Consider the following 22,646-nt stretch of genomic DNA (forward strand, 5'->3'; position numbering starts at 1 on the left):
GGCTGAGAACCGACGGCCGTGAGGTGCCGGCCAGGAGACGAGCGAGGGTGCCGAACCGGTACATACGAGGAGAAGCGCCTTATCCTGCACCTTGGCTCGAGCGGACGAGGCCGCGCCACCACGGGCGGCCGGCGAATCCATCACCGGCCGGTACGAAAGCGGGACATGATCGAGCAGCTCTATACCGAGTTCGCGGGTGTGCGGCGGCCGGCACGCGTTGAAGGATGCCCGTGTTGCGTCGAGCCGGACGCGGACCTGCCGCTGGTAACCCGTCCACTGCGCGCGCTCACCGTGCAGGACCTGTCGGCGTACGGCGCGAAGGCGCTCAACACCTGGGGCGACGCCGAAGACTTCCGCTACTTCACGCCGCGGCTGCTGGAGCTGTCCACGGCGGGCGACCTCACCTGGCCTGACATCGAGATCGTCTTCGGCAAACTCGCCCGGGCCGGCTGGCGCACGTGGCCGCAAAGGCGAGCGATCGAGGATTTCCTGGCGGCGTTCTGGTCGGCGACGCTCGCCCGTCACCCCACGCGACCGCGGATCGACGCGGTCCTCTGCGCGCTCGGCTGCGCCGGCGTCGACCTGGCCGTACGGCTCACCGAATGGGAGCGGTTGGCGGATGAACCGGCGATACGGCATCTCCACGAGTTGGCGACCCTGGAACTGACCTGGAGGAACGGCCGTCCGCGTCTGCTGAACGCGTACTGGGACACGACCGGCCCCCAGTACCGCGAGGTCATCGACTGGCTCACCGGCGGAGCGGCCGCGGTGGCCGTGTCGACCGCGTTCGCTCGGACGGACTCTGAGACGTCACTCGGCTTGCTCGCCGAGATCGATCAAGCGCTCGCGACCTGATCAGGCGGCTCACTCCGCACCGAGCCGGGCGAGCTCGTCGACCGCCTTGGCGATGCGGCGCTACCGGGTCTCGGCCGTACGCCGGTCCGGCACACGAAGCGTCCGCGCCGCCGTCGGCCGGGTGGTCAATTCCAGCGCAGCGTCAGGGCCTGACCTGGGCGTAGGTAGTCGCGGGTCACGGTGATGACGACGTCGTCACCGTCGTAGTCCCAGATGAGACCGTCGGTGGCCGGGGTCTCGGAGCCGTCCGGATGCTCCTCGACGGCGGAGCAGTCGGCGAGCTGCACGTTCATCTGGCGGATGCGCAGCGTGTAATGACGGGTGTGGTGCCGGATCACCTGACGCCAGCGGTGGTCGCCGTCGAACCTCCCGTTCTCGCAGAGATGGCCGACGCGGGCCTGATCACCGGGGCGCAGTGGAGGGGAGATCTCGAAGGTGAACCTGGCCGGAGCGGAGCCGCCGTTCATCGGCTGGAACTCCATGCGCCGGTCACTGTCGGGCGTGGGCGAGACCGCGAGCGGGCCGCCGGTGTGCTCGAACGGCACTTCACGGGTCATCCGGCTGATCGGCTCGCCGGTGAGGTTCAGCAGCTCGATGCGGTAGGCGGCGGTGGCCCGGCCGAGGGTGTCGATGTGCACGTAGGTCGTCGCGCTGAGCTCGACCACGTGACCTGAGAGCCCGGCGAGTTCACGGATCTCGGCGTCGCTGAACCGGCGGAGCTGCTGGAGCTCCAAGAGCCTGCGACCGAGCTCGCGGACCTGGGCATCGACACCGTGGAAGGACTGGCCGCCGAGCACCTCGGAGATCGACCGCAGACCGGCGACGGCGGTGGCCCGTACATGCGACATGGCTCCCCAGGCCTGCTCACCCGGTGCCGGGGTGTCGAGTCGCTCTTCGATGAGGCCGAGCAGTTCGCCGACACCGGAGATGCCGGCCTCGGCGGGTTCCCCGGCCGGCGGGCCGGGGGCCTCGACCGGGCACCGCTCGAAAAGCCGTTCCGCCGTCCAACCGGAGAACATCTTCTCCAGGACGCGGCAGTGGTCTGGGTAGGGGAGACCCTTCACCTCGCCGCTCAGCCATCGGTGCAGCTGGGCCCTGCTCGGCCAACCGCCGACCAGTGTGGGGTCGACGCTTCTGGCGGCCTTGTCGTATTCGGAGCAGAACGTCCGATACGTCTGCCAGTGCCGCTCGCGAAGCAGCACCTTCAGCCGTACGGGAGGTTCGGTCATCAGCGGCCTTTCGACTGCCCGAAGTTAACCTTTCGACTGCCCGAAGTTAACACAGACGAGCAACAGACGAGACATACATGAGCATGAGTCGCCATAGATGCGATACGGGCGATATCGCGACGTGACACCCATCCGAAGGAACCTTGATCAGTGATCGACGGCGGGACCGACGACTTGGCATGGGGACGGTTGGCCGTCGGCATGACGGCTGCCCGCCCACGTCGCCGGTCATGCCTTGAGAGAGGGGCCTTGAGTGAGAGGGGCGGAGCGTGGAAGCGAGCATGAGCCTGGAGCTCGGACTCCTCGCGGAGTTGCGAGCGGCGCTGGCCGGGGAGCACGAGATCCGCTCACAGGTCCGTATGGAGGTCGCCGGCCTTGCGGTGGAGACCGCGATCCCCGCCGTGTACGTATGGGTGTTCGTCGGATTCAGTGGACGGTTCTTCTCCTGGCACAACGCAGACCGCCAGCACCCGGTCAACGACGTACCGGGAGCGGCACGGCGGATCGCCGCGCAGATCGGTGAGGTCAACCAGCAGATCTCGTAGAGATGGAAGTCCAGGCCGCGTCGGCGGGCCGGCGGTTGTGGGCCGAGGGTGAGCCGGGCGGAAACGTGAGCGCACGTAAGCGCGGGGCGGTCGCCGATGCGACCGCCCCGCGCGGTGTAGTGCTCGCGCCTGCGGCGCTCTCAGGCGATCACCGCCTCGACCGCAGGTGTACGGATCGCCCGCCATGCGCTGCCGACGCTCGAGGCCAGCGTGACGCTGACGGCCACGGTGATGATTCCGGCGAACACCCAGATCGAGGAGTCCGGAATGATCGAGTCGGTCCTCGCGAAGCTGAACGGGAGCACGGTGGCGAGCGACGCGATCGCTCCGAAAAACGCGCCGGTCGCCGCGAGCAGGATCCCCTCGAGACCCACCATTCGGAGCACCTGCCCGCGGGTGACTCCGACGAGCCGCTGCTGGCCGAACTCGCGCCTGCGGTAGGTCGTCGCCGCGACGAGGGTGTTGATCAGCATGATGCAGGCGAACAGCGCGAGCATTCCGATGACGACCAGGTTGAGCGTCTCGATGTTCTTCTGCAAGCTCGTCTGCACCGCGCCGGTGGTGGCGAGCGCCTTGTTGTCGATGTCCTGCATGTAGAGGGTTCCGGTGGCGATTCCGGTGAACAGGATGATCGGCATGAGCGCGGTGGCCATCTCGTTCGTACGCTGCCGCACGTTCTGCACGGTGAGGTAGCCGCCGACGCCGGCCACCCACTGCAGCGGCCATGCCAGCGCGGCGGTCACCCGGCGCACCAGGAAGGGGCCGAGGAGCGCGAGCCCGATGGCGAACACGATCGATGCCGAACCCGCCGTCTGCATCGCATCCGTTCCCTTGCCGTGCATGACCGTGGCGGTGATGACGCCGAGGTTGGTGCCGCCGGCGAGGAATAGCAGGGCCGCGATCAGGCGTACCTTGCCCATCCGTGCCCTGCCGGTCGAGGCGTCGAGTAGTGAGTCGGCCACCCGCATACGGGTCGTGCGCCTGGTGGTCAACATCGCGGCGATCGTGGAGCCGACGAACGTCACCCCGAGCCCTATGCCGAGGGCGGCCGGTCCGAAGACGTACGTCACGCCGGGGTCCACCTGGTCGGTGGAGATCAGCACCTCCAGCAACCGGCTGCCGCCGAGAACGGCGAACGGGATCGCGAGCGCGGCCGCGACGACGGCGACGACGGCCGTCTCGCCGACGATCATGCGGCCGATCTGGGCCGGGGTCGCGCCGATGCTCTTCAGCAATGCCATCTCGGTGCTGCGCTGCCGTACGGACAGGGTCAGGGTCGAGGTGACGGCGAAGGCCACCATGAGCAGGCCCCAGCCGCCGACGACGTTCGCCATGGTGAGCAGGGTCTCCTGGGAGGCCGCGGGCACGCCGTCGCCGAGCGCGGTGTCGAGCATCGAGGCGAAGGCCATCACCATCGTCGCGCCCAGGAACATCGAAAGGAAAGTCGCCACGAAACCACCGGTGCGGAATCGCAGGGAACGCAGAGCCAGCCTGAGCATCGGTCACACCCCCGCGATGACGCGTCGCCGGTCGGCCTGGTCGCCGAGGTGGGTCATGCGTTCGGCGACGGTTTCGGGGGTGGGGCGGGGGAGGTGTCCGACGATCTGGCCGTCGGCGAGGAAGAGGACGGAGTCGGCGTAGGAGGCGGCGATGGGGTCGTGGGTGACCATCACCACGGTCTGGCCGTACAGGTGGACGGCTTCGGCGAGCAGTGTGAGGACGTCGCGGGCGCTGCGGGTGTCGAGGGCGCCGGTGGGTTCGTCGGCGAAGACGACCTTGGGGTTGGTGACCAGTGCCCGGGCGATGGCGACACGCTGCTGCTGGCCGCCGGACAACTCGGCGGGGCGGTGGTGCAGGCGGTCGCCGAGGCCGACGCGTTGCAGGGTGGTGATGCAGTGCTTGCGGTCGATCCTGCGGCCGGCCAGGCGAAGGGGCAGGGTGACGTTCTGCAGGACGGTGAGGGTGGGGAGCAGGTTGAACTGCTGGAAGATGAAGCCGATCCGGTCCCGCCGGAATTTGGTGAGCGCGGTCTCGCTGCCGCCGGTCATCTCGGCTCCGTCGACGAAGACCTGACCACCGGTCGGCTGATCGAGCCCCGCCGCGCACTGCAGCAGGGTGCTCTTGCCCGACCCCGACGGGCCCATCACCGCGGTGAAGGTCCCGGGCGGCAGGGCCAGGCTCACACCGTCCAGCGCCGTCACCGAATTACCCGCCGACCCGTACATCTTCCGCACTGAAACCAACCGCAGTGCCTCATCCGTCGTTGCGGAATTCGCATTTCCGTGTCTCGCCATTGTCAGGCCTCCTTAATCGGCGTTCTCTGCTCGCCGTCTGCCCACAAAGCTATGGACCAAGGAAGCGCGCGACGATGGTCCCAGGTCGCCGATGCGGGTAGACAAAACTCCACCTGCCCGGCCGATGCGCCCGGCCGGCGCCGTCAATGAGGGCCGGGCCCGGACACGGGTCGCCACCGGGTGAGCCCGTCCGGCGGGACCGCCCCGGTAGCCGCGCGCCGCCTGGACCACCAGAAGGTACGGGGCCTGGTTGGGATGCCTTGCTGGGAGAAGCGAGATGGCCGGCGGCGGGAGTGCTGATCGCCGAGGCTGAGCAGGGAGTCGTAGCGTTCGCCGGTTTCTGCCCTGCCGCGGGTGCACAGGCGGTCGCGGAGGTGGGCACGTTTCTGGTGAGTGAGAGAACCAGTGCCCCGATCATGCCGCAGCCCGAGGGCTTGCGGGCGACTATCGCAACCTTTATGTTGCTATATTGATGGCAACTCAAAGGTTGCGACGGAGGGTGGGCATGGTTTCAGACACGATCGAGCGTGAGGTGGTGCTGCGGCACCCCATTGAGCGGGTGTGGGCCGCCCTGATCACCGCCGAAGGGCTCTCGCGGTGGTTCGGCTCGGTGGCTGAGATAGATCTGCGGCCCGGCGGGCGAGCGTACTTCCGTTGGGAGGACCTCGGCCAGGAATCCGTCGCCACGATCGCGGTTGTCGACCCACCACACCGTTTCGCGTTCAGGTGGGGAATCGAGGGCCTGCCGGGGAACGACGCACCCCAGACGCTTGTGGAGTTCACTCTGGAGCAAGTACCGGACGGCACCCGGCTGTGCCTCGTGGAGAGCGGGTTCGCCCAGGCCGCTGACGACGTGGCCCGGTCCGCCCACAAGGCTAATAGCCAGGGATGGGACGCAGAGCTCGTCGACCTGGGGGCCTACCTCGATGCGACCGCCTGATTCAGAGGGGCAGGCCGTCGCGGTGTTCGCGGCGCTCACGGATCCGACGCGGCGGGCGCTGCTGGAGGAGCTCGTCCGCGCCGGGCCGGCAACCGTCACTGATCTGGCGCGACGGTTGCCGGTCAGCCGCCAGGCGGTGGCCAAGCACCTCGGCCAGCTCGCCGAAGCGGGCCTGATCAGCTCCGGCGAACCGGCAGGCCGTCGCCATCCCTACCGGTTGGAACCAGCCCCCATTCGCGCGGCCCAGGTGTGGCTGGCCATGCTCGCCAACAGGTGGGATGACCGGCTGACCGCGTTGGAACGCGCACTGGACGCCACCGACACGAAGGAGTCACGCAACAATGAATAAGCCTGAATTCACCGCCGGCCTGAACATCGCCATGAAGATCCCCAAGGCGCAGTACGAGGCCACCGTGGCCTTCTACCGCGACACCCTGGGCTTCGAGGTCAAAGAGGATGATGTCTCCTACGCGCCGACCGTCTCGAGAACTCATTCGGTGCGGTTCGGTCCCAATACGCTGTGGCTCGACTGTGTCGACAACTACAGTCAGCCCGACCTGTGGCTGCAGCTCCACACCGATGACCTGGACGCGGCGACGGGCAAGCTGGCCGACATCGGTATCCGCCCGTGTGACGAGGTAGAACCCCTGGAGAACCTCGATTCCAGAACCCACTGGATCAAGAACCCGGCCGGTGTCGTACATCTGCTCGCAGAGTCCGGCTGATCCTTGCAGTGACCGCCCAATGGACCGCCTCCGACGCTTGGGTCTTCTCCTCTATCGAGGGAACGGGCACTCCCTAAAGGAGTGACACCGCGCCCGAGGCGCCAAGGCCGACGAACCCGTACGTAATGACCCTGCCGCCCCAGCTGGGACGAGCGCTCCCCCTGGGCGGATACTGGGCACGTGATGGTGAGCCATCAGATGCCGACGACATGTCCCTACGGGCATCAGCTGGGGCCACGGCGGGTGCTCGTGGGATGGCACCCATGTCAGTGCCGCCTCGACCTCGTCGAGGCCTACCGCGGGCACCGCACCTACCAGTGTGTGACGTGCCAGAAGCACAACTGGACGACGATCTGCTACCTGCCCTACCACCTGAGTTCCGGCGATACCACCGACTGAGCCAGGCCACTCCGCCTCAGTCCGGCCGACGACACGCCGAAGAGAACAACCCGAACATCATCCGATTGGGCCGAGGCGGGTCCTGATCTCGCTCCGTCGACAACGCTGTCCTCGGCGCATCACCGCTTGTCCGGGCGGTTGCGCGACCACGACGTCAACTCTATGCGCGGCGACGTCAAACTGGCGCTTGACGTGACGTCATTCTGACGTCATAGTTGCGGCATGGACCTGATGCCGTACGTCGATAACCTCCGCCGCGAACTTGCCGTCGCCGCCGAGGCGGGCGGCCCGGACGCTCGCGCGCTGGCCGAGCGCCTCACCGGCGCCCTGGAATCGGCCGCCAGACTCACCCTGCTGGAGGCGCTGTCGGCCGCGGCGGACGAGATCACCAGCGATCTCGCACCGGGCTCGGTCGAGGTGCGGCTGCGCGGCGGCGACCCGGCGTTCGTGGTGACGCCGCCGCAGACGGTGCCATCCGTGGGGCACGCGGTCGGCGGCGGAGCGGAGACCGTCCGGGCAGCCGTATCGCCGCCCGCCACCACGCATGCCGCGCCGCCGGCCGGACCGCCGTCCTCCGATGAAGGCGGCACCGCGCGGATGACACTGCGGCTGCCTGAGCACCTCAAGCTGCGAGTGGAGGAGGAGGCCGGCCGGCAGGGACTCTCGGTCAACGCCTGGCTGGTCCGCGCCGTCTCCGCCGCGTTCGAGCCCGGCGCGGGGAGTCGTCCCGCCGACCAGCCGCAGCAGTCCCAGAGCGGGCGCAGCTACACCGGCTGGGTGCGCTGACAGCACCCGCTCGGCCCCATCACCCATCACCACTCGTCGCCCGGCCCCGAGGCCGGGATGTTCCACAGGACCCATGAGGAGGGCTCCGCCATGCCTGCTTTCGAGACTCCCGAACCGATCACCGCTGACATCGAGATCTATGTCGGCCAAGTCCGGATCAACGCGAGCGACCGCACCGACACCGTGGTGGAGGTGCGCCCCAGCGACCCGTCCGCCGAGGCGAGCGTGCAGGCCGCCGAGCAGGCGATCGTTGAATTCTCCGGCGGACGGCTGCTGGTCAAGGGCCCCAAGCCCAAGGGCCTGGCCTACCTGCGGAACTGGCGCGGCCACATCGACGTGACCGTCGACCTGCCGGCCGGATCCCGCGTCGAGGCCAGGGGTGCCGCAAACTTCATCGCCACCGGCCCGCTCGGCCAGACCGTCCTGCACAGCTCGGCCGGCGACGTCCGCTTGGAGGAGACCGGCCCGCTGGAGGCCAAGGCCTCCATCGGCGACATCTCCGTGGACCGGGTGACCGGACCCGCCGAGGTGACCGCCTCCACCGGGGCGATCCGGATCGGGACCATCGATGGCCCCGGCACGGTGAAGAACTCCACCGGCGACATCAATCTCGGCGAGGCGACCGGCGACCTGGAGCTGAAGACCGGCACCGGAAACGTCACCGTCGGCCGCGCGCTGGCCGACCTCACCGCCAAGGCCGCGCACGGCCGGATCCGGATCGGCGCGGTGGTGCGCGGCACCGTCCACCTGGAGGGCGGCCACGGCAAGGTCAGCGTCGGCATCCCCGAGGGCACGGCCGCCTGGCTGGACCTGCACTCCAAGAACGGCGTGGTGCGCAACACCCTGACCGCCACCGACGGCCCCGACACCGCCGACACGGTCGTCGAGGTGCACGCGCACACCAACTACGGCGACATCGACATCCACCGGTCCTGACCCCCCGACACCAGCAAGGAGACCCCCCATGAGCGACGCGATCACCGCCGAAGGACTGGTCAAGAGATACGGCGAGGTGACCGCTCTGGACGAGCTGAGCTTCACCGTCCCGCAAGGGACGGTGCTCGCCCTGCTCGGCCCGAACGGCGCCGGAAAGACCACGACGGTCCGGGTGCTGACCACGCTGCTGCAGCCGGACGGCGGCCGCGCCACGGTCGCCGGATGCGACGTCGTCGGTGACGCGCGGCGGCTGCGCGCGCACATCGGGCTGTCCGGCCAGTACGCCGCCGTCGACGAGCACCTCACCGGCGCCGAGAACCTGGAGATGGTCGGACGCCTTTACCACCTGGGCGCCAAGCGCAGCAAGGCCCGCGCCCGCGAGCTGCTCGAACGCTTCGACCTCACCGACGCCGCCGACCGTCCGGTGAAGGGCTACTCCGGCGGCATGCGCCGCCGCATCGACCTCGCCGGCGCGCTGGTCGCCGACCCGCCGGTGCTGTTCCTGGACGAACCCACCACAGGCCTGGACCCCCGCGCCCGCACCGCGCTGTGGGACACCATCTCCGAACTCGTCGCGGGCGGCAGCACGCTGCTGCTGACCACCCAGTACATGGAAGAGGCCGACCACCTCGCCGACCAGATCATGGTGGTCGACCACGGCCGCGCCATCGCCCGCGGTACCGCCGACGAGCTCAAGGACCAGGTCGGCGGCAACCGCATCGAGCTGACCGTGACCGACGCCGCCGAGCTGGAGACCGCCCGGAAGACGCTCGCCTGGATCGCCGTCGGCGCCATGCGGACCGTGCCGGAGTCGCTGCAGATCACCGTCCCGGTCACCGACGGCCCGGAGGCGCTCCGCCAGGCCCTCGGGCGGCTGGCCGAGGAAGGGGTCCGGGTGCGGGACGCCGGGCTGCGGCGCCCCACCCTCGACGACGTCTACCTCACCCTGACCGGGCACCAGGCGTCCGGCACCGACGAGCAAGTCCAGGAGGCCACCCGATGAACGCCATCACCATGCCCATCGCCGACGGCTGGACCATCGCCAGGCGCAACACCCTGAAGATCAGGCGGTCGCCGGACCTGCTCGGCGCCGCGATCATGTTCCCGATCGTGTTCGTGCTGATGTTCGCCTACGTCTTCGGCAGCGTCATCGAGATCCCGGGGATGTCCTACAAGGAGTTCCTGCTCCCCGGCATCTTCGTCCAAGCCGTGCTCATCAGCGCGCAGACCACCGGCTACACGCTGACCCTGGACCTGCAGAAGGGCATCTTCGACCGGTTCCGCTCGCTGCCCATGGCCCCGTCCGGGGTGCTGATCGGCCAGACCGTCAGCGACCTGCTGATGAACCTCGCCAGCCTGGTCGTCATGGCAGTGATGGGACTGGTCGTCGGCTGGCGGGTGCACACCTCGCCCTACGAGGCCGTCCTCGGCTTCGGGCTGCTGCTGCTGTTCGCCTACGCGTTCTCCTGGTTCACCGCGACCGTCGCGCTGGCCCTGCGCACCCCAGAAAGCTTCAACAACATCGCCACCATGGTCTCCTTCCCGCTGATGTTCATCTCCAACGCGTTCATCGACAGCTCCAAACTGCCCACGCCGCTGCGCGTCGTCGCCGAGTGGAATCCCGTCTCCACCTTCACCCAAGCCGCACGCGAACTCTTCGGCAACACCAGCACCGCGATGAAGACCTCGGACGCCTGGCCCATCCAGCACGCCATCCCGGCATCACTGCTCTGGATCGCCGTCATGCTGATCGTGTTCATCCCGCTGGCGACCCGCCTCTACAAGAAGGCGGTCAGCGCCTGACCACCGACGCAACGCAAAGGCGCCCCACCGCCGACCCACACCGGAGGGGCGCCTTCAGCGTGTTGGACGCTCAGGGGGTGACGGTCATGTTCCCGAGGACACGGCCGGCCAGTTCGTGGTCACCGTCGATGGCGATGTCGACGGCGGTGGGCGCGCAGCGGCCGGCGGCAAGTCGCATGTACGCCTCCCAGTCCATCGCCAGCGTCACCGTCGGATTCGGCTCCGGCTCCGCCCACCGGGCCCGCCCGTCATCGCCGACCAATATGCAGGAGCGGAACGTCGGGGGACCAGTGATCTTGAAGATGACCGAGCTTCCGGGGCCGGCCCCCGCTCGTTTGGCAACCACGGCCGGCATGCCCGAGCCCAGGATGTGGCGTGCGCGTTCGGCGGCCGGCGCATCGAGATTGCCGGGACGGCCGACCGCCCGCCGGATGTCCTGTTCATGGACCCAGCAGTCGAACGCGCGGAACATCATGAACCGTGAGTACGGCCCCGGCCGCCCGTCCGGCGACGTGATCTGCCGGCGCGGGTCGATGGCGGCGAGGGCGGTGAGCCGCCGGCTCAGCGTCTCGCGCAACTCGGCGAGCACGGTCTCGGGCGACGTCGTACGGCGGGCGTCGACGGCGATCTCCAGCAATCGCCCGAAGTCGTTCCGTACATGGGGGAGCTCGGCGGGCAGCGTGTGCTCCTCCGGTGGGTCACCCAGCAGCATCCGCTCGACGCCGACGATATGCGCCACCTGATCGCGGACCGTCCAGCCGGGGCACTCGGTCGGCAGATCCCACTCCGCCGCACCGAACGTCTCCGAGAGGGCGATCGTGGAGCGGACGGTCTGCTCGAAGGCCGCCACGTTCCCCGGCATGTCGTCGTCGAACGGGTTCATGGCCAGACCGTGCCATAGTCCGATCACCGGCTACAAGCCCCGGTGAGCCGCACGGTCCGGGTGCCCAGGCCGGCCGGCGCGGGTGCGGAGACGTCTGATTCGTTCAAGACGGAGCCGCAGGCGGGTCCGTACGGTGACTGTATGGCACCTACCTTCAATCTGATCGGCATGGTCGTGACCGATATGGGCAGGTCACTGGCCTTCTATCGACGCCTGGGCCTCGAGATCCCGCCGGAGGCGGACGAGGCGCCGCATGTCGAGGTGACCCTCCCGGGCGGGCTGCGGCTCGCCTGGGACACCGCCGAGACGGTCAAGTCCTTCGACCCGAGCTGGACTCCGTCCGACGGCGGCGGGCGCATCGGCCTGGCGTTCCTCTGCGATGACCCGGGCGAGGTGGACCGCGTCTACGCCGACTTCGTCAAGGCCGGGTACGAGGGGCACCTGGAGCCCTGGGACGCGGTGTGGGGTCAGCGTTACGCGTCCCTGCTCGACCCGGACGGCAACGGGGTCGATCTCTTCGCGCCGCTGCCGTCCGCGTCGTAATCGCCCGTGACCGGCCCCTGGTCGCCTGTGGCCCGGGCCGTACGGGCGGCTATCGCACGAGTGCGCCCAGGGGAACGCCGGTCAGGGACTTCACCTCGCGGGCGAGATGGGCCTGGTCGGCGTAGCCCGACGTAACCGCCACGGTGGCGAACGGCGTGCCGGTACGGGCCAGATCGACGGCGCGGTTCATGCGCAGGATCCTGGTCAGCGTCTTGGGGCCGTACCCGAAGACGCCCAGGCAGCGCCGGTGCAGCTGACGCTCGCTCAGCCCGGTCTCGGCCGCGATGGCCGCGACCGGCGCGCCGGCGCGCAGCCTGGCCACGATGCCGTGCACCGCCGGGTCGACCGGATCGGTCCGGTGCAGCCGGTCGATCGCCATCTCCTCCATCACGATGCCCGGTGCCTCCGCGGCGGCCAGGCGGTCGGCGAGGGCGCGGACGTGCGCGGCCGACCACAGATCGGCCAGCGGCACGCGGCTGTCGCGCAGCTCGTAAGCGGGCACGCCGATCACCGTCGAGCCGGTGCCGGGAGCGAAGCGCAGCCCGGTGTAACCGGAGTCCGGCGCGCCCGTCGCCAGGTGCGCCGCGGTGTCGGGCCCGGCCACCAGCAACTCACCGCCGGCCCAGATCAGGTCGATGCAGCCGTCCGGCAGCACTCGCTGCGTCGTCGTCACGGTGGTTACGGTGCGCTGCCACAGGACGGCACCGGCCACCCGTGACGGTCGTTCCCGGTACACGTAGTGCAGTATCCCTCCACGATGCGAGAACTCCGACTCCGCGTCAGGAATCAAGGGCACAGATGGCGGAGCCGGTGAGAGCACGGCGGCTGAAATCGTCGCGACGGCCACGACTTGCCAGGCCAAGCCGGGCCGCTCGTTCACGCACTGGAGCATCCGCAAAGATGCTCCATATGGATCTTGAGGAAGTTCTGGCAGGCATGCGAGCGCTGTGTGTGGAGCATCTCGGCGAGGACGTGGGAGCGCAACTCTCGGAGTTGGCCATGCGCGGGGTCGGGCTCAGGCCCGTCGGAGACGGCGAGGCCGCGACGGGCCACTGTCGGCTCGGCGGTCCGGCGCTCCTCGATCCGGGGACGCCGTGGCCACAGTATGAGGGTTTCCCACTCAGCCTGCTGGCCATTCTGGACGCGGACAGTCTCGCGGAATGGGTCGATGGACTGCCCGCCGGGGCCGGCCTGCTCAACGTCTTCTTCCTGCGCCCGGACACCGGCTACAAGGAGGACTACGACAGGTACCTCAAGGAGGTGGACCTCGGCGACCTCTGGGGTTCGACGATGGGCCGGGTCGTCCGGGCCGATCCGCAACGCGCCGTGGAGGTGCCCGCACCGCCGCCCGCCAGCCGGTTTGAACCGGTGCCGTTGTACGCAGCACCGATCATCACGCTTCCCGACCCTTGGGACTGGGCGATGGATTCGCTCAGACTCCCGGACACCGTCCCTGGGTGGTACGTCAGCAAGCCTGGCATCTACGTGGACGAAAACCTGGGAACGGCTTGGCGGGAGTACAGCAGACAGACGCAGGGACGCTTTGAATATCAGGCGTTCGGCTGGCCGGAACTCCTGGCGGCCTCACCCTTGCTGGACGCGGACGACTACGTCCATCTTCTCGAGCTCGGAAGCAATGAACTCTGGGAGTGGAGCGAGGGAGGCGCGCTGCACTTCTTCACCCCGAAATCGGACCTCCGCAACGGTGACTTCACCGATACAGTGACCTGCCCGAACGGCTGGTAGAACCCTGAGCGTCCCTCTGGTGACGGTGCCGCCGACCGCGGTCAGGCGTTGCCGCGGGCCAGTGCGATGAGCCGGTCGAGGACGGTGACGCCGTCGGTGCGCAGCGCGCTGTGCTCGTACTCATTGGTGATCCACGGGCGCAGGCCGCGGATCGAGCCGGCGGTGCGCAGCGAGTGCTCGCGCTCCACGTACATGTCGTCGTGGTAGACGGCGGCGGCGACCGGCACGTCGTTGGCGCGCAGCCGGTCGGCGTCGTAGAGGTCGGGCCATGAATCGCGTTCGGCCAGCAGGTCGGCCGTCTCGCGCAGTGGCCGCAGCACCAGATCGGCCTCGAACATCCAGGGATAGATCATTTCCCCGGTGAACAGGACGGGAGCATCCCGGTCGAGCGCCTCGGCCGGGTCGAACTCGGCGAACTCGGCACGGATCCGCTGCGCCGACCAGCGGGTCGCGCCGGTGAAGCCCTGCCCCAGGCATTGCTCATGCAGCAGAGCGTAGAGAGGAGCCGCGGCGAACGTCAGGTGTGCCGCGACGTCGAAGAGGAAGCCGTCGGGCAGAGCGCCGTCGGGCAACTCCGAGCCGCCCGGGTCGCCGGCGAAGGCGTCCTCGATCAGGTAGTGGAGCTGGTGACTTCCGCCGCCGACGCCGAGAACGCGGCCGAGCGCCTGCAACCCCTCGGGGGTGAACCGCCCGCCACCGGGCAGCCGTACGTCATGGTCGCGCAGGTGCGCCGCCAGCCGCCTGACCCGTTCGACGTCACCGGGGTACGCCTCGTAGTACTGGGCGTTGCGAGCCAACATCCGCGGATAGGCGGCGCGGTAGACGTCGTCGGCGGTGACGTCCAGGCCCGGGAGGCCACCGGTGATGAACGCCTCGCGTACGCCCTCAGGGGCGAACGACAGATACGTGACGGTGCAGAACCCGCCGAAGCTCTGACCCAGCACGCTCCAGGGCTCGTCGCCGATCAGTGCGCGGCGTATCACCTCGGCGTCGCGCACGATCGAGTCGGCACGGAAGTGGGCGAGGTAGTCGGCCTGCGCCCTGGCGTCTCCGCGCCGCCCCAGCGTGTGGCGGTTGGCGGGGCTGGACCGGCCGGTGCCGCGCTGGTCGAGCAGCAGCACCCGGTACTCGTCGAGCGCCCGATCGAGCCAGTCCTGGCGGCCGACCGGCCGTGGACCGCCGAAGCCGGGCCCGCCCTGCAGGAAGAGCAGCCAGGGCAACCGGGCGTCGGCATGGTCGGCTGCGACGACCTCCCGTGCGTACAGCTCGATCTGCTCGCCGCCCGGGTCGTCGTGGTCGAGCGGGACGGCGAAGGTGTGATCGGTCAGTACGGTGCCGGGGTGTCGATACGTGGTCACCGGCCGACCGTACCCGACGCGTCCGATCAGGCCGCCGGACGGACGGCCTACCTCACCGCCCGGCGTGTCCGCGGCGCCGTTGGTCGGACAGGGCCTTCAGCTGCCGGGGTCCGCGTCGCGGAAGGCGCGCCGGTAGTCCGTGGGGGTCACCCCGACATTGAGGGCGAAGTGCCGTCGCAGGTTGGCCGCAGAGCCGAGACCGCTGCGTTCACCGACCTGGTCGATCGGCAGATCGGTCCGTTCGAGCAGGGCCTGGGCGCGCATGAGGCGCTGGCCCAGCAGCCACCGCAGCGGGGTCGTGCCGGTCGTGGCGTGGAAGCGGCGGACGAACGTCCGCTGGCTCATCCGGGCCCGCGTGGCTAGATCGTCGACCGTCAACGGGCGGTCGAGGTGAGCGCACGCCCACTGCAGCACCGGCCCGAGCCCGTCGTCGCCCGCCTCGGGGACCGACAGGTCGATGTACTGCGACTGGCCGCCCGGCCGGTGCGCCGGTACCACCATCCGCCGGGCCACCTGATTGGCGACGTGCGCGCCGAGGTCGCGGCGCACCAGGTGCAGGCACAGGTCCAGCGCCGCGCTGCGGCCGGCGCTGGTGAGCACCTCACCCTCGTCGACGTACAGCACCGACGCGTCCACCCGTACCCGCGGGTGCCGCTCGGCGAGCGTGTCGGCATGCAGCCAGTGGGTCGTGGCGCGTCTGCCGTCGAGGAGACCTGCGGCGGCCAGAACGAATGCCCCGCTGCAGAACGAGACCACGCGCGCGCCGGCGGCGCCGGCCCGGCGGATCGCCTCGACGAGGTCCGGGGGGAACTCCAGACCGGATTCCAGGCAGGCGTGCGGCACGGCAGGCACGATCACGGTGTCGGCGTCGGAGAGGTCGGTCAGTCCGTGGGCGGTGTGCACGACGAGACCGGACTCCGTCCTGGTCCGGCCGGGCCGCTCCGCGCACAGCCGCACGTCGTACGACGGCGGGCCGGCCGGGGACGCCTTGACCATGCCGAATATCTCGCAGGCGATGGCGAGTTCGTACACGGGCATGTCGTCGATCACCGCGACGGCGACGGAGCGAATGCTCATGGCCGCAAGTGTATGGCGGGAATTTTTCGGATATAGGCAGCCCTGCCACTCGTGGGCCTGTCATCGGCGATGACACGGTGACCGTATGGACGCCCAACGCATGAACGCCGACCTGCCGGACCCGGCCCTGGAACCCCGCTGCCAGGTCATCGAGCTGAGGCAGTACACGCTGCATCCCGGCCGGCGGGACGTACTCATCGAACTCTTCGACCGGCGGTTCGTCGAGACGCAGGAGGCCGTCGGCATCAGCGTCATCGGCCAGTTCCGCGATGTGGACGCGCCCGACCGGTTCGTCTGGGTGCGCGGCTTTGCGGACATGCGGGCCCGGACCGAGGCGCTGACGGCGTTCTACGTCGAAGGCACCGCCTGGAAGAGGCATCGGGACGCTGCGGTGGCCACGATGATCGACAGCGACGATGTGCTGCTGCTCCGCCCGGTAGGCAGCGGGGCGGGGCTTCCGCCCGCCGGGTCCGCGTTCCCGCCCGCCGGCTCCGTCCGGCCCGCGGTGGGCGCCGGAGAGCCGCCCGCGTCCCGCGTCATGGTCACGATCTATCACCGGGACGCGCCGGTCGACGATCACTTCGCCGGTTTCTTCCGCGACCGTGTGGCACCGCTGATGGCCGAGACGGGGGCGCGGCCGCTGGCCTGCTTCCAGACCGAGCACGCGGAGAACACGTATCCGGCGCTGCCGGTGCGGACCGGTGAGAACGTCTTCGTGTGGTTCGCCTCGTTCGCCGATGCCGCCGAGCAGGCCGAACACGAGAGGCTTCTGCGCGGATCCGGCGCGTGGACCGAAGAGGTGCTTCCGGAACTGTCGGCGCTGCTGAAGTGCCCACCGCAGCACATCACCCTGACGCCCACGGCGCGATCGCGACTACGCTGACCGGACCAGGGCCGGGCCGAAGCCGCACCGGGTGTCGTGGGGCGCCGGCGGCATACTCCCTTCTGAAGTCCGCCGTGAGTGCGTGAACTCGACGGGGCCCATGTGGCGATACAGGGTGTTCCCATCCCCCTCACCGGAAGGGCGTCATGACCAGATGCTCCCGGCCGCGGTGCACCCGGTGTCCGCGGTGATCTCTGAGCGGCTCGTTCAGCCGGACTCGGACGCCCGGCTGATCGTGGCGTCGCGCCATGATCCCGAGGTGTTCGCCGAGCTGTTCGACCGCTACAGCGCCATGCTCTACCGGTACGTCGCGAAGCGACTCGGTCCCGAGGTCGCCGACGACCTCGTCGGCGAGACGTTCCTCGTCGCGTTCCAGAAGCGGCACCGGTACGACGCCGAGCATCACGACGCGCGGCCATGGCTCTTCGGCATCATCACCAAGCTGATCTCACGCCACCGCAGGACCGAGGCTGCCCGTTACCGGGCGGTGGAGCGCAGCCCGCGGGAGGTCGTCACCGAGGGACCGGCCGACCGGGTGGCCGTCGGAGTCTCCGCGGCCGCGACCCGTCCCGCGCTGGCCGGCGCGCTCGCCGGACTCTCCAGGGGCGATCGCGACGTGCTGCTGCTCGTCGCCTGGGCCGACCTGTCGTACGCCGAGACCGCCGACGCGCTCGGCATCCCGGTCGGGACGGTGCGATCGCGGCTCAACCGGGCCCGCCGGAAAGTACGCGCCGCCCTTGGCGACACCAACCCCCTGCTCGACGAGGAGTGACCATGGACGACCTCAAGATGCTCGGCGACCTCGGTCGTCACCTCGACGAAGAGCCGCCCGCCGCCCTCGCCGCGCAGCGCGAGCGCCTCGCCGAAGCGATCCGGGGCGGGCGGTCACGGGGCGGGCGGCGGTCACGGCGCCGCCTGGCATGGTCCGGCGGAAGCCGGCCGATCCTGGGGCTCGCCGCGCTGGGGACGGCAGCGGCGATCGGCATCCCGGTCATGCTGATATCCGGCGGGAGCGGGAGTTCGGTGCAGTCGACCGCGACGGGCGGACCGGCCGTGACCGTCGCGGGATCCGGCCCCGCCATCCAGTCCGACACCGCTCCCCGCCCGGACCAGTTCGTATACGTCGAGACCCGTCAGCAGTACGAGTCCTGCCGGGTGGTCACGTCGGAATGCAGACTGGACCCCGCCTCGATGCGACGGGTCTGGCTGTCGGCCGACGGTACCCGGGACGGCCGTATTGAGCAGAAGACGGCGGGCCGGCCCATGTCGGCCACCGTGCCGGGCTGCCGGAACGGCAAGCAAACTCAGCTCCTCCCCGAGAAGAAGGCCGCGGGCAGGCCCGGAGGGCCGATGGTCAGGGTGACCGAGAGCTGCACTCCCCATCCGGCCGACCACAGCGGGCTGCCGAAGGACCCCACGGGCATGCGGAACCACCTCTACGACCAGAGCGACGGCGGGCGGTCCCGAGAGGAGCTGATGTTCAAGGCCGTGGGTGAGGTGGCACGGGAGTCCTACGTGCCGGCGAAGGTACGGAAGGCGCTCTTCACCGCGGCGTCGCGGATCCCGGGGGTCACCCGCGATCCCAAGGCCGTGGACCCGGGCGGTCGACGTGCAGTCCGGCTCGCGTTCACCTCGCCCTACGACGGAGTACGCAGGGAGTACTTCTTCGACCCAGCGAGCTATCAGTACCTCGGTACCCGTGCGGTCGCCACGAAGGATGTGCCGGGGAGCGGTACGAAGAAGGGTGAGGTGACCGGCTCGGCGGCTGTATGGCGGCTGGTCGTCGTCGACAGGGCCGGCCAGTTGCCGGACTGATCCGTCCGGGTGAGCCCGACGGCCGGAGCCCGCCGTCCCGCCGTATGGCGCGGGACGTCGGCTCCGGCCCGAAGGCGCCGAGAAGGGTCACCGGCCTTGCGGGCGAGTACGTGTGTGAGCGCTGACCATGGCCGCGAACCCGCGGTCCACCGCAACCCACGCACGGACGGGAGCCGCGTATGACCGGCCCGGCTCGCGTCGTCGCGCCGAACCCCTCCGCCGATGACGACGCCGAACTGATCGAAGCCTCGCGGCTGCGGCCCGAGCGATTCGCCGCGATCTTCGACAGATACTTCACGGAGATCCACCGGTACGTCGACCGGCGGCTCGGGGCCGATGCCGCCGACGACATCGCCGCCGAGACCTTCCTGGTGGCCTTCCGCAAGCGGGACCGCTTCGACCCGGCCCGGGACTCGGCCCGGCCCTGGTTGTACGGCATCGCGACCCGCCTGGTGAGCAGGCATCGCAGAAACGAATCACGCCGGTACCGCGCCCTGGCGCGGGTCGGCGTCGACCCGCACGCCGAAGGCCCCGAGGACAGGGTGGCCGCGCGGGTGACGGCGTCCGGGACCGGTTTCCAGCTGAGCTCGGCGCTGGCCGGGCTGTCCCGCGGCGACCGCGACGTCCTGCTGCTGGTCGCGCTGGGCGACCTCACGTACGAGGAGGTCGCGCAGGCGCTCGGAATCGCGTACGGGACGGTCTGTTCCCGGCTGAGCCGCGCGCGGAGAAAGGTACGAGCCGCGCTGGGCGACCTGGGCGACCTGGGCGGGCGAAAGGGGGGCGAGGAGAACCATGGATGAGCTGAAGATGATCGGCGACCTGCTCACGCCGGAGCGACCCGCGTCGGGGCAGGTCATCGCCGACGCGCGGGGACGACTGCTGGACGAGGCTCGTACCGCGAACCGGTTCGCCCGGCTGCTGAGATCAGGACGCGTCTGGCTGACACTCGCGCTGATCTCCGGTGTCACCGCCGCCCTCGCGATCGTCCCGACCGTGCTGCTCGGCGGAGAGCGTTCCGTCGAGGCCCCGCCGGGGACCCGCCCGGCGAAGCCGGGGAAGGCGCTGAACGTGCTGGTGGTCGGCTCCGACCGCAGGCTCGGCGCCCCCGGTGCCCGCGCCGACACGATGATCCTTCTGCACCTCTCGGCGGACCGGAAGAGCCTCAAGGGGGTCAGCCTGCCCCGCGATCTGATGGTACGGATCCCGGCCTGCGAGTCGCCGTCCGGTGCGGCCGTCCGGGGTCACCTCGGCTTGATCGGTTCGGCGTTCACCACGGGTGGGCTGACCTGCGCGTGGAAGACGGTGGAGTCGGTGACCGGCGTCCGTGTCGACCACGCGATGGCGATCGACTACACCGGGTTCAAGGGCATGGTGGACGCGCTCGGCGGCGTCGAGATTAGGCTGCCGAGCGCGGTCGACGACCCGTACTCCGGGCTGCGGCTGCCGGCCGGCCGGCACGTCGTCCGGGGTGAGCAGGCACTGGCCTACGTGCGCACCCGCCGTGGCATCGAGGACGGATCGGACCTGGCCCGGATCAAGAACCAGCAGCGGTTCCTGGCCGCCATGCTGTCGAAGGCCGGCGACTCGCTGACCGACCCGGCCCGGCTGTACGCGTTCCTTCGAGCGGCCGACAAGGCGATCGAGGCCGACCCGAAGCTGGACCTGACGACGATGTACGCCATCGCGCGCGGCGCCAAGGTGACCGAGACCGGCGGCGCCACGTTCGTGACAGCGCCCTTCAGCCCGTATCCGGCCGACCCGAACCGAATCCAGCTGAAGGCCGGCGCCGCCGAGCGGCTGTTCGTCTCCCTGCGTTAGGAGGCGCGCAGCCGCCCAGTGGGTACGGATCGGCCGCCGCTCGGGTGCCGGCGGCCGATCCGCCGGTCCTTGGCCCGCGATCGGTGATCTCGGGTCAGGACCGGGGCGTGAGCGTGACGTCCTTGATGGTGATGCTCCGGTTGGGGCGGCCGGCACCGTCGGACTCGCTGTCGTCCGTGCCGTGGGCGGCGAGGTCTTCGACGACCTTGAGACTGGAGACGACCTTGCCGAAGACGGTGTAGTTCCCCGACAGCTCCTCGATGTCGTCGTAGACGATGAAGAACTGGCTGCCGTTGGTGTCGGTCCGTTCGCTCCGGGACATCGCGACCGTGCCCCGCGGGTAGTCGGCGGCGCCGCGGTTCTCGTCGGCGAAGCGGTAACCGGGCCCGCCGGTGCCCTTTCCACCGGGATCCCCGCACTGCAATATGCGCAGAGCCGTGACCGTGCTCAGCCGGTGGCACGACAGCGAGTCGTAGAAACCGCGCTCGGCCAGATGGGCGAACGAGTTGACCGTGCACGGGGCCTTCGCGGCGTCCAGATCCATGACGATGGTGCCGCGGCTCGTCGCCATGCTCGCGCGCACCGTCCCGCTGTACTTCGGCCGTGGCGGAGGCGTGCCCGCCGCCCGCTGGTCGGGCTCCGTCCCGGCGAGCGGTGGCAGGTACGTGCATGCCGCGGTGGTCGTGCTCGGCGCACCACTTGCCGTCTGGGCACCACTGGCCGTCCGGCCGCTCTGCCCGCCGTTCCCCTCGTCCAGGACCTGGTCAAGGATGACGGCCGTTCCGACGCCGACGACGAGCGCGGCGACGGCCACGCCTGCGGCGATGGCGGCGGTCCGCCCGGAACCTCGCCGCTGCGGTCGGACGGGAACCGGATACGGCGGCGCCGGTGTCGTGGACGGTGTCGTGGCCGCGTTCGACGCCGGTACGAACGCAGGTGCCACGTACGGCGGTTGCCCGTACGGCGGCTGTGCGTACGGCGGTTGCCCGTACGGCGGCTGTGCGTACGGCTGCTGTCCGAACGGCGCCGGGGCGGACGGCGCCGGGGCGGACGGAGGCGGTGCGGACGGAGGCGGTGCGGACGAGGGCGACGGAGGAGAGGCCGGCGCGGTAGCGGATGACGGTGGCGTCAGCCTGGCTGCGGTGACCGTTCCCGAGGTGAGCAGGTCCTCCTGCTCCGCACTCCCGAGGAGGGCCAGCAGGACGTGCCGGGCGGTCGGCCGGCGGTCCGGGTCCTTTTCCAGGCAGGTCGAGATCACCTCCCGCAGGCGCCCGGTGAGGCGGCCCAGGTCGGGCGGGTCGTTGACGATCCGGGTGATGACGGCGGGGATGGTGTCGTTGCCGAAGGGCGGCCGGCCGTTGGCGGCGGCGGCGATCGTGCACGCCCAGGCGAAGAGGTCCAGCGGCGGTTGAGCGGGTGCGCCGGCGAGCTGCTCGGGAGCCATGTACGAGGGCGTGCCGATCGCGCCGCTCGCGGTCATGGCGGTGGCGTCGAGCGGCCGGGCTATCCCGAAGTCGATGACCCGTGGGCCGCTCGAGCCGATGAGCACGTTTCCGGGCTTGAAGTCACGATGGACGACTCCCGCCTCATGGATGGCGGCGAGCGCGGTCGCGGTGCCGATGGCCAGCCGCTCCAGGTCGGTCCCGCCGAGGTCCCGACCTTCACTGATCAGCTGCTGCAAAGACGGCCCGTCGACGTACTCGCTGACGATGTACGGGTGCTCGGCCGTCACGTCGGAGGCGAGGATCCGCGCGGTGCAGAACGGCGCGACCCGCTCCACGGCGGCGAGCTCACGCCGGAAGCGCCGCAGCGTGTGCGGGTCGGCCACGACCCATGAGTGCAGCAGCTTGACCGCGACCTTCTCGCCGGTGTCGGAGACACCGAGGAAGACGGTGCCCTGGGCGCCTTCCCCGAGCCGCCCCGTCAGCGTGAAACCTCCGACCGTCGCCGGATCGGTCGGTCGCAATGGGCCGATCAAGGCCACCTCCGGTCGCAATGTTCGTGTCGCACT

Annotated in this window: 25 protein-coding genes; 17 read left to right on the plus strand and 8 right to left on the minus strand. The window is 69.9% G+C overall.

Annotated elements, in window-relative coordinates; all coding sequences use genetic code 11:
- Positions 1-165 precede the first annotated feature (165 nt).
- Positions 166-855 carry a hypothetical protein gene (locus HKK74_RS35185; protein ID WP_187247747.1) on the plus strand — a complete coding sequence of 230 codons (690 nt, stop codon included), beginning with the start codon at positions 166-168 and terminating at the stop codon, positions 853-855.
- Between the two features lie 125 nt (positions 856-980).
- On the opposite strand, the gene HKK74_RS35190 is transcribed toward HKK74_RS35185, so the two are convergent.
- Positions 981-2,084 carry a hypothetical protein gene (locus tag HKK74_RS35190; RefSeq protein WP_187247748.1) on the minus strand — a complete coding sequence of 368 codons (1,104 nt, stop codon included), beginning with the start codon at positions 2,082-2,084 and terminating at the stop codon, positions 981-983.
- A 281-nt stretch (positions 2,085-2,365) separates the two neighbouring features.
- Between HKK74_RS35190 and HKK74_RS35195 the strand changes: the two genes are divergently transcribed.
- Positions 2,366-2,629 (plus strand): hypothetical protein, encoded by a 264-nt coding sequence (locus HKK74_RS35195; RefSeq protein WP_187247749.1) that lies wholly within the window; start codon positions 2,366-2,368, stop codon positions 2,627-2,629.
- A gap of 140 nt (positions 2,630-2,769) precedes the next feature.
- Here HKK74_RS35195 and HKK74_RS35200 read toward each other — a convergent pair whose 3' ends face one another.
- Together HKK74_RS35200 and HKK74_RS35205 are read right to left on the minus strand one after the other, a co-directional pair.
- Positions 2,770-4,080 (minus strand): ABC transporter permease, encoded by a 1,311-nt coding sequence (locus HKK74_RS35200; protein ID WP_222723130.1) that lies wholly within the window; start codon positions 4,078-4,080, stop codon positions 2,770-2,772.
- A gap of 51 nt (positions 4,081-4,131) precedes the next feature.
- The gene (locus HKK74_RS35205) at positions 4,132-4,923 is read right to left on the minus strand and encodes an ABC transporter ATP-binding protein (protein WP_187247751.1); all 792 of its coding nucleotides are present in this window, start codon (positions 4,921-4,923) and stop codon (positions 4,132-4,134) included.
- Between the two features lie 505 nt (positions 4,924-5,428).
- Between HKK74_RS35205 and HKK74_RS35210 the strand changes: the two genes are divergently transcribed.
- The 8 genes from HKK74_RS35210 to HKK74_RS35245 all read left to right on the plus strand — a co-directional run bounded on the left by HKK74_RS35210 (position 5,429) and on the right by HKK74_RS35245 (position 10,512).
- The gene (locus HKK74_RS35210; protein WP_187247752.1) at positions 5,429-5,863 is read left to right on the plus strand and encodes an SRPBCC domain-containing protein; all 435 of its coding nucleotides are present in this window, start codon (positions 5,429-5,431) and stop codon (positions 5,861-5,863) included.
- A 22-nt stretch (positions 5,864-5,885) separates the two neighbouring features.
- A complete protein-coding gene (locus tag HKK74_RS35215) occupies positions 5,886-6,212 on the plus strand; it encodes an ArsR/SmtB family transcription factor (RefSeq protein WP_312882095.1) in 327 nt (108 codons plus the stop codon).
- The gene (locus tag HKK74_RS35220) at positions 6,205-6,588 is read left to right on the plus strand and encodes a VOC family protein (RefSeq protein ID WP_187247754.1); all 384 of its coding nucleotides are present in this window, start codon (positions 6,205-6,207) and stop codon (positions 6,586-6,588) included. Before HKK74_RS35215 ends, HKK74_RS35220 begins: the two co-directional genes overlap by 8 nt.
- Positions 6,589-6,786: 198 nt before the next feature.
- Positions 6,787-6,987, plus strand: coding sequence for a hypothetical protein (locus HKK74_RS35225; RefSeq protein WP_187247755.1), 201 nt, complete (start codon positions 6,787-6,789; stop codon positions 6,985-6,987).
- Between the two features lie 222 nt (positions 6,988-7,209).
- Positions 7,210-7,773, plus strand: a complete 564-nt coding sequence (locus HKK74_RS35230) for a toxin-antitoxin system HicB family antitoxin (protein ID WP_187247756.1) — start codon at positions 7,210-7,212, stop codon at positions 7,771-7,773.
- 90 nt (positions 7,774-7,863) lie between these two features.
- Positions 7,864-8,709, plus strand: a complete 846-nt coding sequence (locus HKK74_RS35235; RefSeq protein ID WP_187247757.1) for a DUF4097 family beta strand repeat-containing protein — start codon at positions 7,864-7,866, stop codon at positions 8,707-8,709.
- 28 nt (positions 8,710-8,737) lie between these two features.
- The gene (locus HKK74_RS35240; RefSeq protein ID WP_187247758.1) at positions 8,738-9,712 is read left to right on the plus strand and encodes an efflux ABC transporter ATPase subunit, DrrA-related; all 975 of its coding nucleotides are present in this window, start codon (positions 8,738-8,740) and stop codon (positions 9,710-9,712) included.
- Positions 9,709-10,512 carry an ABC transporter permease gene (locus tag HKK74_RS35245; protein WP_187247759.1) on the plus strand — a complete coding sequence of 268 codons (804 nt, stop codon included), beginning with the start codon at positions 9,709-9,711 and terminating at the stop codon, positions 10,510-10,512. Before HKK74_RS35240 ends, HKK74_RS35245 begins: the two co-directional genes overlap by 4 nt.
- 70 nt (positions 10,513-10,582) lie before the next feature.
- Here HKK74_RS35245 and HKK74_RS35250 read toward each other — a convergent pair whose 3' ends face one another.
- Positions 10,583-11,395 (minus strand): maleylpyruvate isomerase family mycothiol-dependent enzyme, encoded by an 813-nt coding sequence (locus HKK74_RS35250; protein WP_187247760.1) that lies wholly within the window; start codon positions 11,393-11,395, stop codon positions 10,583-10,585.
- Positions 11,396-11,536: 141 nt separating this feature from the next.
- Here HKK74_RS35250 and HKK74_RS35255 point away from each other — a divergent pair, with 141 nt between their 5' ends.
- Positions 11,537-11,938, plus strand: a complete 402-nt coding sequence (locus HKK74_RS35255) for a VOC family protein (RefSeq protein ID WP_187247761.1) — start codon at positions 11,537-11,539, stop codon at positions 11,936-11,938.
- Between the two features lie 49 nt (positions 11,939-11,987).
- Here the strand turns inward: HKK74_RS35255 and HKK74_RS41700 are convergent, their stop codons facing one another.
- Positions 11,988-12,830, minus strand: a complete 843-nt coding sequence (locus HKK74_RS41700; RefSeq protein ID WP_187247790.1) for a helix-turn-helix transcriptional regulator — start codon at positions 12,828-12,830, stop codon at positions 11,988-11,990.
- An 8-nt stretch (positions 12,831-12,838) separates the two neighbouring features.
- Between HKK74_RS41700 and HKK74_RS35265 the strand changes: the two genes are divergently transcribed.
- Positions 12,839-13,684, plus strand: coding sequence for a DUF1963 domain-containing protein (locus tag HKK74_RS35265; RefSeq protein ID WP_187247762.1), 846 nt, complete (start codon positions 12,839-12,841; stop codon positions 13,682-13,684).
- Positions 13,685-13,725: 41 nt separating this feature from the next.
- Here the strand turns inward: HKK74_RS35265 and HKK74_RS35270 are convergent, their stop codons facing one another.
- Positions 13,726-15,042 (minus strand): alpha/beta fold hydrolase, encoded by a 1,317-nt coding sequence (locus tag HKK74_RS35270; RefSeq protein ID WP_187247763.1) that lies wholly within the window; start codon positions 15,040-15,042, stop codon positions 13,726-13,728.
- Between the two features lie 96 nt (positions 15,043-15,138).
- Positions 15,139-16,119: a GlxA family transcriptional regulator gene (locus HKK74_RS35275; protein ID WP_187247764.1), complete on the minus strand. Its 981-nt coding sequence runs from the start codon at positions 16,117-16,119 to the stop codon at positions 15,139-15,141.
- A gap of 85 nt (positions 16,120-16,204) precedes the next feature.
- Here HKK74_RS35275 and HKK74_RS35280 point away from each other — a divergent pair, with 85 nt between their 5' ends.
- From HKK74_RS35280 to HKK74_RS35300, 5 genes are all read left to right on the plus strand, one after another.
- The gene (locus tag HKK74_RS35280; protein ID WP_246492300.1) at positions 16,205-17,002 is read left to right on the plus strand and encodes an NIPSNAP family protein; all 798 of its coding nucleotides are present in this window, start codon (positions 16,205-16,207) and stop codon (positions 17,000-17,002) included.
- A 154-nt stretch (positions 17,003-17,156) separates the two neighbouring features.
- A complete protein-coding gene (locus HKK74_RS35285; RefSeq protein ID WP_187247765.1) occupies positions 17,157-17,774 on the plus strand; it encodes an RNA polymerase sigma factor in 618 nt (205 codons plus the stop codon).
- A gap of 2 nt (positions 17,775-17,776) precedes the next feature.
- Positions 17,777-18,817: a CU044_5270 family protein gene (locus HKK74_RS35290; RefSeq protein WP_187247766.1), complete on the plus strand. Its 1,041-nt coding sequence runs from the start codon at positions 17,777-17,779 to the stop codon at positions 18,815-18,817.
- 179 nt (positions 18,818-18,996) lie between these two features.
- Positions 18,997-19,617: an RNA polymerase sigma factor gene (locus tag HKK74_RS35295; RefSeq protein WP_187247767.1), complete on the plus strand. Its 621-nt coding sequence runs from the start codon at positions 18,997-18,999 to the stop codon at positions 19,615-19,617.
- On the plus strand, positions 19,610-20,635 hold the full coding sequence (locus tag HKK74_RS35300) for an LCP family protein (RefSeq protein ID WP_187247768.1): 1,026 nt from the start codon (positions 19,610-19,612) through the stop codon (positions 20,633-20,635). The genes HKK74_RS35295 and HKK74_RS35300 overlap by 8 nt, the downstream gene beginning before the upstream one ends.
- 94 nt (positions 20,636-20,729) lie before the next feature.
- Here the strand turns inward: HKK74_RS35300 and HKK74_RS35305 are convergent, their stop codons facing one another.
- Complete coding sequence (locus HKK74_RS35305) at positions 20,730-22,613, minus strand: protein kinase domain-containing protein (RefSeq protein ID WP_187247769.1); 1,884 nt, start codon at positions 22,611-22,613, stop codon at positions 20,730-20,732.
- Positions 22,614-22,646: the final 33 nt, after the last annotated feature.

It is taken from the genome of Actinomadura alba, assembly GCF_014323705.1.
GTDB classification, from domain to species: Bacteria; Actinomycetota; Actinomycetes; order Streptosporangiales; family Streptosporangiaceae; genus Actinomadura_C; species Actinomadura_C alba.

Excerpts from the sequence above, each read along its gene's own strand:
- HKK74_RS35185 (WP_187247747.1), top strand. The coding sequence starts at position 166 with ATGATCGAGCAGCTCTATACCGAGTTCGCGGGTGTGCGGCGGCCGGCA.
- HKK74_RS35190 (WP_187247748.1), bottom strand. The coding sequence starts at position 2,084 with ATGACCGAACCTCCCGTACGGCTGAAGGTGCTGCTTCGCGAGCGGCAC.
- HKK74_RS35195 (WP_187247749.1), top strand. The coding sequence starts at position 2,366 with ATGAGCCTGGAGCTCGGACTCCTCGCGGAGTTGCGAGCGGCGCTGGCC.
- HKK74_RS35205 (WP_187247751.1), bottom strand. The coding sequence starts at position 4,923 with ATGGCGAGACACGGAAATGCGAATTCCGCAACGACGGATGAGGCACTG.
- HKK74_RS35210 (WP_187247752.1), top strand. The coding sequence starts at position 5,429 with ATGGTTTCAGACACGATCGAGCGTGAGGTGGTGCTGCGGCACCCCATT.
- HKK74_RS35220 (WP_187247754.1), top strand. The coding sequence starts at position 6,205 with ATGAATAAGCCTGAATTCACCGCCGGCCTGAACATCGCCATGAAGATC.
- HKK74_RS35225 (WP_187247755.1), top strand. The coding sequence starts at position 6,787 with ATGCCGACGACATGTCCCTACGGGCATCAGCTGGGGCCACGGCGGGTG.
- HKK74_RS35230 (WP_187247756.1), top strand. The coding sequence starts at position 7,210 with ATGGACCTGATGCCGTACGTCGATAACCTCCGCCGCGAACTTGCCGTC.
- HKK74_RS35235 (WP_187247757.1), top strand. The coding sequence starts at position 7,864 with ATGCCTGCTTTCGAGACTCCCGAACCGATCACCGCTGACATCGAGATC.
- HKK74_RS35240 (WP_187247758.1), top strand. The coding sequence starts at position 8,738 with ATGAGCGACGCGATCACCGCCGAAGGACTGGTCAAGAGATACGGCGAG.
- HKK74_RS35245 (WP_187247759.1), top strand. The coding sequence starts at position 9,709 with ATGAACGCCATCACCATGCCCATCGCCGACGGCTGGACCATCGCCAGG.
- HKK74_RS35250 (WP_187247760.1), bottom strand. The coding sequence starts at position 11,395 with ATGAACCCGTTCGACGACGACATGCCGGGGAACGTGGCGGCCTTCGAG.
- HKK74_RS35255 (WP_187247761.1), top strand. The coding sequence starts at position 11,537 with ATGGCACCTACCTTCAATCTGATCGGCATGGTCGTGACCGATATGGGC.
- HKK74_RS41700 (WP_187247790.1), bottom strand. The coding sequence starts at position 12,830 with ATGCTCCAGTGCGTGAACGAGCGGCCCGGCTTGGCCTGGCAAGTCGTG.
- HKK74_RS35265 (WP_187247762.1), top strand. The coding sequence starts at position 12,839 with ATGCTCCATATGGATCTTGAGGAAGTTCTGGCAGGCATGCGAGCGCTG.
- HKK74_RS35275 (WP_187247764.1), bottom strand. The coding sequence starts at position 16,119 with ATGAGCATTCGCTCCGTCGCCGTCGCGGTGATCGACGACATGCCCGTG.
- HKK74_RS35280 (WP_246492300.1), top strand. The coding sequence starts at position 16,205 with ATGGACGCCCAACGCATGAACGCCGACCTGCCGGACCCGGCCCTGGAA.
- HKK74_RS35285 (WP_187247765.1), top strand. The coding sequence starts at position 17,157 with ATGCTCCCGGCCGCGGTGCACCCGGTGTCCGCGGTGATCTCTGAGCGG.
- HKK74_RS35290 (WP_187247766.1), top strand. The coding sequence starts at position 17,777 with ATGGACGACCTCAAGATGCTCGGCGACCTCGGTCGTCACCTCGACGAA.
- HKK74_RS35295 (WP_187247767.1), top strand. The coding sequence starts at position 18,997 with ATGACCGGCCCGGCTCGCGTCGTCGCGCCGAACCCCTCCGCCGATGAC.
- HKK74_RS35300 (WP_187247768.1), top strand. The coding sequence starts at position 19,610 with ATGGATGAGCTGAAGATGATCGGCGACCTGCTCACGCCGGAGCGACCC.